The organism is Corallococcus sp. AB032C (assembly GCF_003668935.1).
GTDB classification, from domain to species: domain Bacteria; phylum Myxococcota; class Myxococcia; order Myxococcales; family Myxococcaceae; genus Corallococcus; species Corallococcus exiguus.
This window is the reverse complement of record NZ_RAWP01000083.1, coordinates 32,010-46,750: the sequence shown is the minus strand read 5'-3', so window position 1 is coordinate 46,750 and position 14,741 is coordinate 32,010. Positions and strand designations below refer to the sequence as shown.

The 14,741-nt window shown below is 71.8% G+C and carries 1 protein-coding gene (only partly in view); it reads left to right on the top strand.

The features are described from left to right. Positions 1 to 14,741 carry part of the coding region annotated (locus D7X99_RS29765; protein ID WP_121780731.1) for a non-ribosomal peptide synthase/polyketide synthase on the top strand (this coding region is incomplete at its 5' end). Its footprint extends 16,834 nt past the window's final position, so 14,741 of the 31,575 annotated nt are shown.

Here is a 14,741-nt window from a genome sequence, read left to right as displayed (position 1 = left end):
CTGCCCGCCCCCGCGGCCCCCGTCGCCACCGAGGACTCGGGCCCGCTGACGCCGCTCCAGGAGAAGCTGGCCGCGCTGTTCCAGGATCTGCTGCACGTGGAGCGCGTGGGCGCGCACGATGACTTCTTCGCGCTCGGTGGGCATTCGCTGCTGGCCACCCAGCTCGTCACCCGAGTGAGCGCCCGGTTCGGCGTGGACCTGCCCGTGCGCGCGCTGTTCGACGCACCCACCGTGGCAAGGCTCGCGGAGCGCATCGAAGCGCTCCCCTCCCGATACCCCGCCGCCCCCATCCCCACGGTGTCCCGGGATGAAGCGCTGCCGCTGTCGTTCGCGCAGCAGCGCATGTGGTTCCTGGATCGGATGGAGCCCGGCCAGGCCCTCTACAACATCCCCCTGGCCCTGCGGCTCTCCGGCCCCCTGGACGTGGAGGTGCTGCGCCGCACGTTCGCGGAGATCGTCCGCCGACACGAACCGCTGCGCACCACGTTCGAGGAACGTGAAGGCCAGCCGCTCCAGCGCATCCACGCGCCGCCTTCGGACGGGTCCCTGCCGGTGGAGTCCCTCCCCGAAGGCGCCGAGCGCGACGCCACCCTGCGACAGCGCATGCAGGAGGACGCGACCCGGCCGTTCGATCTGGGCACCGGCCCGTTGCTGCGCACGAGGCTGTTCCGGCTGTCCCCGGACGAACACGTGCTGCTCTTGTGCATGCACCACATCGTCACGGATGGCTGGTCCATGGGCGTGCTCGTGCACGAGGTGGCCAGTCTCTACCCGGCGCTCGCGGCGGGACGTCCGTCGCCACTTCCGGCGCTGGAGGTGCAGGCCGCGGACTTCGCCGCATGGCAGCGCCAGCAGGACGATTCCGAGACGGCACAGGCCCGGCTGGACACGCTCAAGGAGTCCTTGAAGGACGTGCCCGTACTCACCCTGCCCGCCGAGCAGGGACAGCCCGGGACCCGGTCGACGCGTGGGGACAGCCATGTCTTCACGCTGCCCGCGTCCCTGGTGCATTCGCTGGAACAGGTGGGCCGCGACCGCGACGCCACACTGTTCATGGTGCTGATGGCCGGGTACCAGGCCGTGCTGTCGCGCTACTCCGGCCAGGACGACTTCGCCGTGGGCACGCCGGTGGCCCACCGCACCCGGCCGGAACTGGAGCCCCTCATCGGCGTGTTCCTCAACACGCTGGTGCTGCGCGCCCAACTGGACGGAGCGCCGCGCTTCTCTGAACTCCTGGGCCGCGTGCGCGAGTCCTCCCTGGCCGCGTACGCGCACCAGGACGTGCCCTACGAACGGCTCGTGGAGGCCGTGGCCCAGGCGCGCGGCGGAGACCGCACCTCGCTGTTCCAGGTGATGTTCGTGCTGCAGAACGCGCCGCTGGCCACGCCGGCCCTGCCCGGCGTCCGCGTGGAGCGGCTGCACACCTCGACTGAGACAGCGCGCTTCGATCTCCTGCTGTCGCTCACCGCGAGCGACGGCGGCCTGGAGGGAACGCTCGAATACAGCCGGGACCTCTTCTCCGAGGACGCGGCGGCGCGCTTCGCCACCCACTTCCAGGTGCTGTTGGAGGCCGTGGCCCGCGATGCGGCGACACCCGTGCACCTGCTGCCGCTGATGGACGACGCGGAGCAGCGGCGGCTGCTGGTGGATTGGAATGCCACCGCGCGCGACTACCCGCTGGAGGGCACGCTGCACGGGCTGGTGGAAGCGCAGGTGACGCGCACGCCGGAAGCCGTCGCGGTGGACTTCAAGGGCGCGCGGCTGACGTACCGCGAGCTGGACGGCCGGGCCAATCAGCTCGCGCGTGCACTGCGGGCGCGCGGCGTGGGACCGGAAGTACGCGTGGGCATCTGCGCGGAGCGGTCGCTGGAGTTGGTGATCGCGCTGCTGGGTGTGCTCAAGGCGGGCGGCGCGTACGTGCCCATCGATCCGTCCTCGCCGGCGGACCGGCGGACGTACCAGGTGGAGGACTCGGCGGTCGCGGTGTTGCTGACGCAGCAGCACCTGCGGCCGGTGCTGTCGGTAGGCAGCACGCCGGTGCTCTGCCTGGACTCGGACTGGCCCCAGGTGGCGACCCTGTCGCCGGAGCCCGTGGAGTCGGGCGTGGGCGCCGAGCACCTGGCGTACGTCATCTACACGTCGGGCAGCACGGGGCGTCCGAAGGGCGCGATGAACACCCACGCGGGCATCCGCAACCGGCTGCTCTGGGGGCAGGACGCCTACGGGTTGGAGCCCCGCGACGTCGTGTTGCAGAAGACGCCCTTCAGCTTCGACGTCTCGGTCTGGGAGTTCTTCTGGCCGCTGATGACGGGCGCGCGGCTGGTGGTGGCGAAGCCGGGTGGGCACCAGGACGCCGCATACCTGGTGGACCTGATGGCTCGCGAAGGCATCACGACGGCGCACTTCGTGCCGTCCATGCTCCAGGTGTTCCTGGAGGAGCCGGGGCTGGAGCGCTGCACGGCGCTTCGCCGGGTCGTGTGCAGCGGAGAAGCGCTGCCGCTGGAGTTGAAGGACCGCTGCTTGGAGCGGCTGGGCGTCCCCCTCCACAACCTCTACGGCCCCACGGAGGCCGCGGTGGAAGTGACGGCCTGGACCTGCGAGCGCCATGACGGACGGCGCTCCGTGCCCATTGGCAGGCCGGTGGCGAACACGCGGATCCACGTCCTGGATGCATCGTCGCAGCCGGTGCCGGTGGGCATCGCGGGAGAGCTCCACATCGGCGGCGTGCAGGTGGGCCGGGGATACCTGGGCCGTCCCGCGCTGACGGCGGAGCGGTTCATCCCGGATCCGTTTGGCCCTCCGGGAGCGAGGCTCTATCGGACGGGAGACCGGGCCCGCGTCCTCGCCGACGGCACCATCGAGTACCTGGGCCGCCTGGACTTCCAGGTGAAGCTGCGCGGGTTCCGAATCGAGCCAGGCGAAGTGGAATCGGCGCTGCGCCAATGCGAAGGCGTGCGCGAAGCAGTGGTGGTGGTGCGCGAGGACGCGCCCGGCGACAAGCGTCTGGTGGCCTACGTGGTGGGCCAGGGCGTGAAGGCGGAAGCCCTGCGCGAGGCGCTGAAGGTGAAGCTGCCGGAGTACATGGTGCCCACGGCCTTCGTGGCACTGAACGCGCTGCCGCTGTCCCCCAACGGCAAGGTGGACCGCAAGGCCCTGCCTGTTCCGGACGCGCGTCCAGCAGCCCTGGCGCCGTCGAAGCCCCAGCGGATGACACCCTTCCAGCAGCGGATCGCGGACCTGTTCCGAGACGTGCTGCGGGTGCCGAAGGTGGGCGTGCACGATGACTTCTTCGCCCTGGGCGGACACTCGCTGCTGGCCACGAGGCTGCTGTCCCGCGTGCGCTCCACGTTCCAGGTGGAGCTGCCCCTGCGAGGCCTCTTCGACGGAGCCACCGTCGCCGAGGTCACCGAACAGGTGGAGGCCCAGCTCCTCTCGCGCACCGGCCTCCCGCGCGTGCCCGCGATCCGCAAGGTGCCTCGCGACGGCGAACGGGTCCTGTCCTTCGCGCAGCAGCGGCTGTGGGTGATGGAACAGCTCCAACCCGGTGCCACGCCCTACGTCCTGCTGGGCGCCGTGCGGCTGGACGGCGTACTGGACGTGGAGGCCCTGCGCCTCGCGCTGGAGCTCCTCGTCGATCGCCACGAAGCACTGCGCACCACGCTCGCGCTGAAGGGCCGCGGCCCCGTCCAGACCCTCCAGCCGACACCGGTCTGGGCGCTGCCCGTGACGGACCTGGGCGACCTGCCGGACCGCGAATCGGTGGTCCAGCAAGTGGCGCGCGAGGAGGCGGGCCGGGCCTTCGACCTGGGCACAGGGCCGCTGCTGCGCACGCGTCTGCTGCGGCTGACGTCCACGCAGCACGTGCTGCTCCTGGGCATGCACCACGTCGTCGCCGACGGCTGGTCCCTGGGCGTGATGGTGCGAGAGGTGGCCACGGCCTACGCGGCCTTCGCTTCCGGTTCGGCCCCGGCCCTGCCGGAGCTGCCCGTGCAGTACGCCGACTTCGCCGCATGGCAGCGCGGCTGGCTCCAGGGCGACGTGCTCGCGGACGAAGTGGCGTGGTGGAAGGAGCAGCTCGCCGGTGCGCCTCGCGTCCTGGAGTTGCCCACCGACAAGCCTCGGCCCACGACGCGTTCACCGCACGGCGCGCTGATGCCCGTGCATGTGCCTCGCGACCTGACGGACCGGATCGCGGGGCTCGCCCGGCGCGAAGGCTCGACGCCGTTCATGGCGCTGCTGGCCGCGTGGCAGGTGCTGCTGTCCCGCTACAGCCGGCAGGAGGATCTGCTCGTCGGCGCTCCCATCGCGGGCCGCACCCACGGTGACGTGGAGGGGCTGGTCGGCTTCTTCGTCAACACGCTGGTGCTGCGTGCACGCGTCCGTCCGGAGACGTCCTTCCGCGCGCTGCTGGGACAGGTGCGGGACACGACGCTCGCGGCCTACGAGCACCAGGACCTTCCGTTCGAGAAGCTGGTGGAGGAGCTCCAGGTGCCTCGCGACCTGGGCCGCACGCCGCTGGTGCAGGCGGTCTTCGCGCTCCAGAACGCTCCGGCCGAGGCGTTCAATGCGCCAGGGCTGAGGATGGAGCCCCTGGAGGTGGACGCGGGCACGGCGCACTTCGACCTGAGCCTGCTGCTCACGGAGACGCCGGACGGACTGCGCGGCTCCATCGAGTACAGCACCGACCTCTTCGAACGCGACACCGTGGCCCGGATCGCCGGCCATCTGCTCGTGCTGCTGGAGGCCGCGGTCGCAGGGCCGGACGTGCCCCTCTCACGGCTGCCGTGGCTCACGCTGGAGGAGCGCCAGCAGGTGCTCGTCGCGTGGAACGACACCGCCCTGCCCTATCCCTCCGACAGCACGCTCGCGGAGCGCTTCGCGCTGCAGGCCTCGCTGCGCCCGGACGCCGTCGCGGTGGAGGACGGGGATGAACGGCTGACGTACGCGCAGCTGGATGCCCGGGCCAATCAGCTCGCGCATGTCCTGCGGGCTCGGGGCGTGGGACCGGATGTGCTGGTGGCGCTGTGCCTGGAGCGCTCCGTGGGCTTCGTCGTCACGGTGCTCGGCATCGTGAAGGCCGGCGGCGCGTATGTGCCGATGGATGCGTCGTATCCCGCGCAGCGGCTGAGCTTCATGCTGGAGGATGCCCGGCCGCACCTGCTCGTCACCACGCGCGAGCTGCGCGGCCGACTGCACCTGCCCGACGCATCCCTGCCGTGCCTGTTCCTGGAGGAACTGGCGCTGGCCGACCAGCCCGTCACCGCGCCGGAGACCGGCGTGGGGCCGCGCAACCTGGCCTACGTCATCTTCACCTCCGGCAGCGGCGGACGGCCCAAGGGCGTGGGCGTCGAGCATCGCGGCCTGCTGCGAGTGCTGCACGCGGCGCCGTACCTGCACTACGGGATGCGCGACACGGTGCTGCTCTTCGCGCCCGTGTCCTTCGACGGCTCCGTGCTGGAGCTGTGGATGCCGCTGGTGCATGGAAACCGGCTCGTCGTCTTCCCGGGCCACGTGCCCGCGGGCGACATGGACACGCTGGCACGACTGGTGGAACGCCACGGCGTCACCTTCATCCACATGCCCGCCGGTCTCTTCTCGCAGTTGATGGAGCACCGGCCGGACATCCTCGGGCGGCTGCGCGAGCTGCACACGGGCGGCGACATCGTCTCCGCGCCGCACGTGCGCCGCGCGGTGGAGTCGCTGGGCATCCCCTTCACCAACGGCTACGGCCCCTCCGAGGGCTCCATTGTCGCCACCGCCTTCACGGTGGAGCGGCCGGAGCAGGTCGGCACGACGGTGTCCATTGGCGCACCGCTCGCCAACACGTCCGTGTACGTGCTGGACGCGAAGCTGGACCCGGTGCCCGTGGGCGTGCCGGGCGAACTGTTCCTCGGCGGTGACGGCGTGGGCCGGGGCTACGTGTCGCGGCCGGACCTCACGGCGGAGCGCTTCGTGCCGGATGCCTACGGGGCAACGCCGGGCGCACGGCTGTACCGCACGGGGGACATGGGCCGCTGGCGTCCGGACGGCACGCTGGAGTTCCTGGGCCGCATCGACACGCAGGTGAAGGTGCGCGGCTTCCGCATCGAACTGGCGGAGGTGGAGGCCGCCCTGCGCGACCTGACCGCGGTGCAGGACGCCGCGGTGGTGGTGCGCGAGGACGTGCCCGGGGACAAGCGGCTCGTGGCCTACGCGATGCCTGGCCCGGGGCAGGTGCTGGACGCGTCCGCGCTGCGAGCGGCGCTGCGGCAGCGGCTGCCGGAGTACATGGTGCCGTCGGTGTTCGTGATGCTGGACACCCTGCCCCTGAACCCCAGCGGCAAGGTGGACCGCAAGGCGCTGCCCGTGCCGGACGCCGCGTCCACCGGACGTCAGGGCCGCTTCGTGGAGCCCACGCACCCGCTGGAGCAGCGCCTGGCGCCCGTCTTCGCCCGCGAGCTGAGCACGGACCGCGTGAGCGCGCAGGACCACTTCTTCGAGGACCTGGGCGCCACGTCGCTGACCGTGGTGCGGCTGGCCGCGCGCCTGCGCGAGGAGCTCCAGCGCGAGGTGCCCGTGGTGTGGCTGTTCGAACACCCCACGCTCGAAGGGTTCGTCCAGCGGCTGGAGCGTGAGTCCCAGCAGGGCCCGGGCACCGTTCAGCCCGTGTCTCAAGCCCCCGGTCACCGTCCGCGCGAGGCCCCGAAGGCCGGCGAGTCCGGCTCCATCGCCATCATCGGCATGGCGGGCCGCTTCCCCGGCGCGATGACGGTGGCGGAGTTCTGGAGCAACCTGCGCGGAGGCGTGGAGTCCATCACGCGCTTCGCGCCGGAGGAACTGGAGCACCTGTCCGTCCTGCCGGAGGGCCTGGAGCTGTGGCACCAGCCGGCCTTCGTCCCAGCCGCGGGCGTCATCGACGGCGCGGACCGGTTCGACCACGCGTTCTTCGACATGTCGATGCGCGAGGCACAGTTCACGGATCCGCAGCAGCGGCTCTTCCTCCAGACGGCATGGGCCGCGCTGGAGGACGCTGGCATCGACCCGGAGCGCTTCCCCGGCGCCATCTCGCTGTACGCGGGGGCCACGGGCTCCGGATACACGGACGCCGTGCGCCAGGCGATGCCGCTGGACGCCGCGTCGTTCATGGAGCTGCACGGCACCGCCACGCACGAGAGCCTGGCGACGAAGGCGTCCTTCAAGCTGGGGCTCACGGGCGAAAGCGTGCTGCTGTACACCGCGTGCTCCACGGGACTGGTGGCGGTGCACCTGGCCTCCCAGAGCCTGCGGACGGGCCAGTCCGACGTGGCGCTCGCGGGCGCGATGCGGCTGTCGCTGCCGCAGCGCACGGGCTACGTGCACGAGGAGGGGCTCATCTTCTCCCCGGACGGCCACTGCCGCGCATTCGACGCGAAGGCGGGGGGCACGCTGTCCGGCAACGGCGTGGGCACGGTGGTGCTCAAGCGCCTGGAGGACGCGCTGCGGGATGGGGACTCCATCTACGCCGTCATCCGGGGCTCGGCGCTGAACAACGACGGCCGCAACAAGTCCGGCTTCACCGCGCCCAGTGTGAAGGGACAGGCAGCGGTCGTGTCCCAGGCGCTGGCCAACGCGGGAGTGGCGCCGGAGGCCGTGGGCTACGTGGAGACCCACGGCACCGCGACGCCCCTGGGTGACCCGATTGAAGTGGCGGCGCTGACCCGCGCGTACGGCCTGGGCGCGGAGCACCGGGGGAGCATCGCGCTGGCGTCGCTGAAGACGAACGTGGGCCACCTGGACACGGTCGCGGGCCTTGCTGGCCTGATGAAGGCCGCGCTGTCGCTGCACCACGGGGAGATTCCCCCCAGCCTCCACTTCGAGAAGGCCAATCCGCAGATCGACTTCGACGCGGGACCGTTCTTCGTCAACACCACCCTGCGGCCGTGGCCTCGCGGTGAGACACCCCGCTTCGCCGCGGTCAGCTCCTTCGGCATTGGCGGCACCAACGCGCACGCGGTCCTCGAGGAAGCCCCACTGCGGCGGAGCGGTCCCACCTCGCGGTCCCACCAACTCGTCCTGCTGTCCGCGCGATCGCTGGAGGCGTTGCAGGCCGCGGTACGGCAGCTGGATGCGCACGTGGCGGAGGGCGTGGATGCGCAGGCGTTGGCGGACCTGGCGTTCACGCACGCCGTGGGCCGCAAGGCGTTCGAATACCGTCACGTGCTGGTGGTGAAGGACACGGCGGACCTGGTGCGCCAGCTGCGCAAGCCGGTGGTCGCGGTGAAGACCGAGAAGCGCGCGCCTCGCGTGGCGTTCGTGTTCTCCGGCCAGGGAGCGCAGCGGGTCGCGATGGGGCGCGAGCTGGCGGAGGCGTCGCCCCGGTTCCGCGAGCACCTGGACGCGTGCCTCGCGTTGTTGGAGGCGCCGCTGCGGGAGCGCGTGTCGCGGCTGCTGTCGCCCGAGGCCGGTGCGGAGGCGGAGTCCACGGAGGCCCTGGCGGATACGCGTGTGGCGCTGCCCGCGCTGTTCAGCGTGCAGGTGTCGCTGGCGCGGCTGTGGCAGGACCTGGGCGTGAAGCCGTACGCGGTGCTGGGGCACAGCTTCGGCGAGTACGCGGCGGCGTGCGTCGCGGGCGTGCTGTCCCTGGAGGACGCGATGCGCCTCACGGTGGCGCGCGGTGAGCTGATGCACCGCATGCCGCCGGGCGCGATGCTGGCGGTGGCGCTGCCCGCGGCTCGGGTCCAGCCGCTGCTGTCGGGCCGGCTGGAGTTGGCGGCGGTGAACACGCCGGACCGCTGCGTGGTGTCCGGACCGGTGGAGGAAGTGGATCGCCTGGAGGCCGCGCTCAAGGCCCAGAAGGTCGGAGCGGTGCGCATGCCGGCGCCGCACGCGTTCCACTCGGTGGACGTGGAGCCGTTGATGCCGGAGCTGGCGTGCGTGGTGGGCACGCTGCGCTGGACAGAGCCGACGGTGCGGTACGTGTCCAGCCTCACGGGGACGGTGGCACAGCCCGGGCAACTGGCGGATCCGCGCTACTGGACCGAGCAGATGCGCAAGCCCGTGCACTTCACCCGCGCGGTGGAGACGCTGCAGGAGGAAGGCTGCGCGGTGATGTTGGAGGTGGGCCCCGGTCAGGACGTGACGCCGCTGGTGCGCGCGAACCTGATGGCGGTGGAGAACGGCGCGCCTCGCGTCCGAGGCCTGCCGTCGCTGCGTCTGAGCAGGACGACGACGGAGCAGATGAGCTGGCTCCAGGCCGTGGGCGAGCTGTGGACCGCGGGCGTGCCCGTGGCCTGGAGCGCGTTCTACTCGCACGAGCAGCGCCTGCGGCTGCACCTGCCCACATACGTCTTCCAGGAGAAGACCGTCTGGGTGGAGCAGAAGGCGCAAGGCCGCATCACGGTGACGGCGCCGTCTCTGGTGGAGGTGTCCACACAGGCCGTGGAGGCCGTTGCCATCCCCGCTTCGAGCGCGAGTCCGGCCCCTGTCGAGGCTGCCCCCCTGCCCTCGCAGCCCGCGCACGACGATGCCCCTCGTGGCGATGTGGAGGAACGCGTGGCCGCGCTGTGGCGCGCGCGACTGGGCCTGGAGTTCGTCGGCCGCCACGACGACTTTCTGGAGATTGGCGGCAACTCGCTGACGGCCGCGCAGCTGCTCAACCAGGTGCGTGATGCATTCGGCGTGAACCTGCCGCTCGCCGCCCTCTTCGAAGCCCCCACGGTCGCGGGCATCGCGGAGCGTCTGGTGCCTCTGCTGCGTCAGTCGCCGCAGGCCCCCGTCTCCGTGGAGCTTCCGCTCGTGCCGCTCGCGCGCACCGGCGAGCTGCCGCTGTCCTTCGTGCAGGAGCGCGTCTGGCGCCTGGAGCAGCACCTGCCCGGTCAGTCCGCGTACAACATCCCGTTCGTCCTGCGGCTCGAAGGCGACCTGAACGCGGACGTGATGGAGCGCGGCATCCAGGAGATCGTCCAGCGCCACGAAGCGCTGCGCACGACCTACGACGCCGTGGACGGCCGCCCCGTGCAGCGCTTCCACGCGAACATGCGAGTCCCGCTCACCCGCGTGGAACTGCGCGGCCCCGCGGAGACCCGTGAACCCGAGGCCCTCCGGCTCGCCCGCGAGGACGCCGCGAAGCCGTACGACCTGGTCCACGGCCCCGTGCTGCGCACCACGCTCGTGCGCGTGGACACGCGGCTGCACCTGCTCCTGTGCGGCATCCACCACATCGTCAGCGACACCCTGTCCATCGCGCTCTTCGTCCAGGAGCTGGGCCAGCTCTACGACGCCTTCCTCCAGGGGCGTCCGTCTCCCCTGCCCCCGCTGCCCGTGCAGTACGCGGACTTCGGCGCATGGCAGCGCGACAGCATCGCGGGCGGCCGGCTGCCCGAACAGGACCAGGGCTGGCGGCAGCGGCTGGCTGGCATGCCGCGCAAGCTGGACCTGCCCACCGACCGACCGCGCCCCACCGAGAGCCCGCTCACCTCCGAGCGCATGACGGTCGAGTTCCCGCCCGCGCTCGCCCGCGAGCTGGTGGCCTTCGCACGCCGAGAGGGTTTCACCGGCTACATGACGGTGCTCGCCGCGTGGCAGACGCTGCTGCACCGGTACAGTGGCCAGACGGACGTCATCGTCGGAACGCCCATCGCCAACCGCACGAGGCCGGAGCTGCTGCCGCTCATCGGCTACGTGGCGCACTCGGCGGCGTTCCGGACGCGCTTCACCGACGGCCTCACGTTCCGCGAGCTGCTGACCCAGGTGCGTGACGAGGTCGCCGACGCACAGACGCGTCCGGACGTGCCCTTCGAGTACCTGGTGGAAGCCCTCATCCCGGGCCACGACATCGGTCGAGGAAGGCTGACGGACTCCGTGTTCGTCTACCACACGGGTGCGGCCGCGGGCGCCGGGACGCTGAACCTGACGGGTCTGCGCGGCTCGCTGGTGGAGGTGTCGGGCACGCCCGTGCAATGGGGCGCCACCCTGGCGGACCTCACGCTCCTGCTCTCCGAAGCTCCCGGTCGCGTCCACGGCGTCCTGGAGTACGCAACGGAGCTGTTCGACGCCGCCACCGTGGAGCGGCTGATGGAGCACTTCCAGGTGTTGCTCGGAGCGGCGCTTGCCCGGCCTGAGACGCCTGTCGCTCAGTTGCCCCTGACCACGGAGGCCGAGCGCCGCGCCTGGCCCGCGCCCCGTGCCTCACCGGGCGTCACCTCCGTGCCGGCCCTCCTGGCGGAGCGGCGCGCACGCCACGCGGATGCCACCGTCGTCTCGCGCGGGGATGCGCATTGGACCTGGGCTGAACTGGGCGCCCGGGCGGATGCCCTGGCCGAGCGGCTGAAGGCCCTGGGCGTGACGGCAGGGACGCCGGTGGCCGTGTGCCTGCGCTCATCGCCGGAGAAGCTGGCAGCGCTGTGGGGCGTGCTGGCCGCGGGTGGCGCGGGCATCGCGCTGGGCCCGGCGGACCTGACGCAGTTGCCCGTCTACGCGCCAGAAGGCACCCGCGTGCCGGTGCTCGTCACCACGCGAGCGCTGGTGGCCTCCGTGCGAGTGGAGGCATCGCGCGTCGTCTACGTGGAGGACGTGGACGCATCGGGTGCTCCCCTCCGCGCAGGAGAGGACGCGCACGCGCTGGCGTGGCTGTTGCCCACGGGCGCCGGACAGCCCGCCTGGGCGCTGGGCCACCGCGAGCTGTCGGAGTTCTTCACCGGCCTGGACGCGCGGCTGTCTCCACCGGACGGCGGCGCGTGGCTGTCCGCGAGCGAGGCGTCCGCGGACCGTCCAGAGCTGGAGGCCCTGTGGGCGCTCACGCGAGGCCTGCGCGTGGTGTACCCGCCGGAGCGCATCACCGCGCGTCTGGTGGGTCTGGGAGGCGGCGGGCCGCGCGCGAAGGCGATGGACCTGAGCCTCATCTACTTCGCCAACGACGAGGACGCGCTCCAGGGCCCCAAGTACGAACTCCTGATGGAGGGAGCGAAGTTCGCGGACGCGAACGGCTTCTCCGCGGTGTGGACGCCGGAGCGGCACTTCCATTCGTTCGGAGGCTTGTACCCGCAGCCCGCGGTGATCTCCGCCGCGGTCGCGGCCGTCACGAAGCACCTGCACGTGCGCTCCGGCAGCGTGGTGCTGCCGCTGCATGATCCGCTCATCATCGCGGAGCAGTGGTCCGTGGTGGACAACGTGTCGCAGGGCCGAGTGGGCCTCTCCGTGGCCACGGGCTGGCACACGCAGGACTTCACCTTCGCGCCAGCCAACTTCGAGAAGCGCCGCGACATCCTGCTGGAGAAGCTGTCCACGTTGCGCTCGCTGTGGCGCGGCGAGCGCTTCAAGCGCCCCGGCGGCGCGGGCACCCTGGTGGAGGGAGCGCTGCGGCCGAAGCCCGTGCAGAAGGAGCTGCCGGTGTGGCTCACCGCCACGTCCAACCCGGAGACCTTCCGGATGGCGGGCGAGCTGGGCGCGGGCGTGCTCACGGGCCTGCTGTCGCACTCGCTGGAGGAGTTGAAGCCGAAGGTGGCGTTGTACCGCGAGGCCTGGCGCCGCAACGGCCACCCCGGCCGAGGACACATCACCTGCATGCTGCACACGTACCTGGGCGACGACGACCAGGAGGTGTTGCGCCTCGTGCGCAAGCCGCTGCTCGCGTACTTCCGCAGCTCGGTGGACATCGTCACGTCGCTGCTGCTCACCCAGGGCTACCAGGGCGACATCCAGAAGCTGTCCCCGGAGGACATCGACGCGCTGCTGGAGCACACCTTCGAGAACCACGCCAAGACGACGGGCCTCGTGGGAACGGTGGACGGCGCCGTGAAGCGTCTGCGCGACGTGCGCGCGGCGGACGTGGATGAAGTGGCGGCGCTCATCGACTTCGGCCTCGACACCCCGGTGGTGCTGGAAGGCCTGCGCCGGCTGGCCGTGGTGCGCGAGCGAATGGCAGCGGAGGCCACCGCCCGTCAGGAGCAGGTCCTGGTGGAGGCCGAGGCGGGCGTGGAAGGACTGCTGGAGCTGGCGCGGCAGTCCGGCGCGGTGCTGGTGCATACGTCGGCCCGGCTCGCGCGTTCACTCAGCGAACTGCCCGGAGCGCGAGAGTCCCTGGCTCATGTTGGCGCGCTGGTGTTGGAAGGCGCGTCGGCGGAGTTGGGCGCGGCGCTGCACAGGGCCGCGGGCGTGGAGGTGTGGCTATCGGGTGACGCCCAGGAAGGCGCGCTGTTGCCGCGCACGCTGGGCGAACGCATCCCCGCGAACCTCCAGGCGTGGGTGTTGGACGCGGCCGGTCAGCCCGTGCCCGCGGGCGTGGTGGGCGAACTGGCCCTCGCGGGCGCGGGGCTTCCCACGGCGCTGTGGCGCGCGGGCGACGAGGACCGCCGCCTGGTGCCGCACCCCCGAGAGGCCGCGGCGAGGCTGTACCGCACCGGCCGCCATGTCCGGTTGCGCGCGGATGGCCGCATGGAGCCCGTGGCGTCACCGTCCCCCCTCCCCCCTCCGCCCGTGGCGCGTCCCGCGGTCGTGGAAGCGCCGCGTCCTGCGGTGGCGCCCGTCTCCGCGCGCCCCGCAACTCCAGTCGTGAACGAGGGCCCGCCGCCCATTCCGCGCGTGGGCCGCGACCGGCCGTTGCCGCTGTCCTTCGCCCAGCATCGCCTCTGGTACCTCCAGCAGATGGCGCCCGGCAGCGGCGCCTACAACAACCCGTCGCTCTTCCGCCTCGTCGGGGAGCTGGACGTGGACGCGCTCCAGGCCACGCTGGACGCGCTGGTGGCGCGGCATGAAGTGCTGCGCACCACGTACGCGCTGGAGGGCGACCGCGCGGTGCAGAACATCCACCCGCCGCGCGGCCTGACGCTCCCGCGCCGCGACGTGGAGGGTGACACGCCCGAAGCCCGCGAAGCGGAGATGCGGCGCTTCTGCAGGGCCTACGCACTGTTGCCCTTCGACCTGGATCAGGCCGTGCTGCGCGCGACGCTGCTGCGCCTGGAGCCCCAGGTGCACGTGCTGGCGATCGTCTTCCACCACGCCGTGTCCGACGCGTGGTGCAACATGGTCGTCGCGCACGAGCTGACGGCGAACTACGCCGCGTTCCACTCGGGCCAGCCGTCGCCCCTGACGGAGCTGCCGGTGCAGTACGCGGACTACGCCGTGTGGCAGCGCGCCTGGCTGGACGGCGGCGTGATGGAGGCGCAGCTCGCCTGGTGGAAGCAGCAACTGGCCGGGGCGCCCACGCTGGAGCTGCCCACGGACCGGCCGCGTCCCGCGGTCCAGTCCTTCGAGGGCGCGCGGTACCGCTTCGCGTTCCCGGCCGACGTGTCCGCGCCGCTGCTGGCGCTGGGCCGCAAGCACGGCGCCACGTCGTTCATGGTGCTGATGGCGCTCTTCCAGACGGTGCTGTCGCGCTACTCCGGCCAGGACGACTTCGTGGTGGGCACGCCCATCGCGGGCCGCATGCGCCCGGAGGTCGAGTGGCTGATGGGGTGCTTCATCAACACCCTGCCCTTCCGCTCGAAGCTGTCCGGCCAGCCGTCCTTCGTGGAGTTGCTGGGCCGCGTGCGCACCCAGGCCCTGGAGGCCTACGCACGCCAGGACGCTCCGTTCGAGCGCGTCCTGGAGACACTCGAGCTTCCTCGCGACCTGAGCCGCACGCCGGTCTTCCAGGCCGTCCTCAACGTGATCAACACGCCGGAGGCCCGGGGCCAGCTGCCGTCGCTGGCACTGAGCCAGGTGGAAGTCCCCAACGACACGGCCAAGTTCGACCTGTCCCTGGAGGTGCTGGAGAGCCGCACGGGCATCGCCTGCCACCTGGAGTA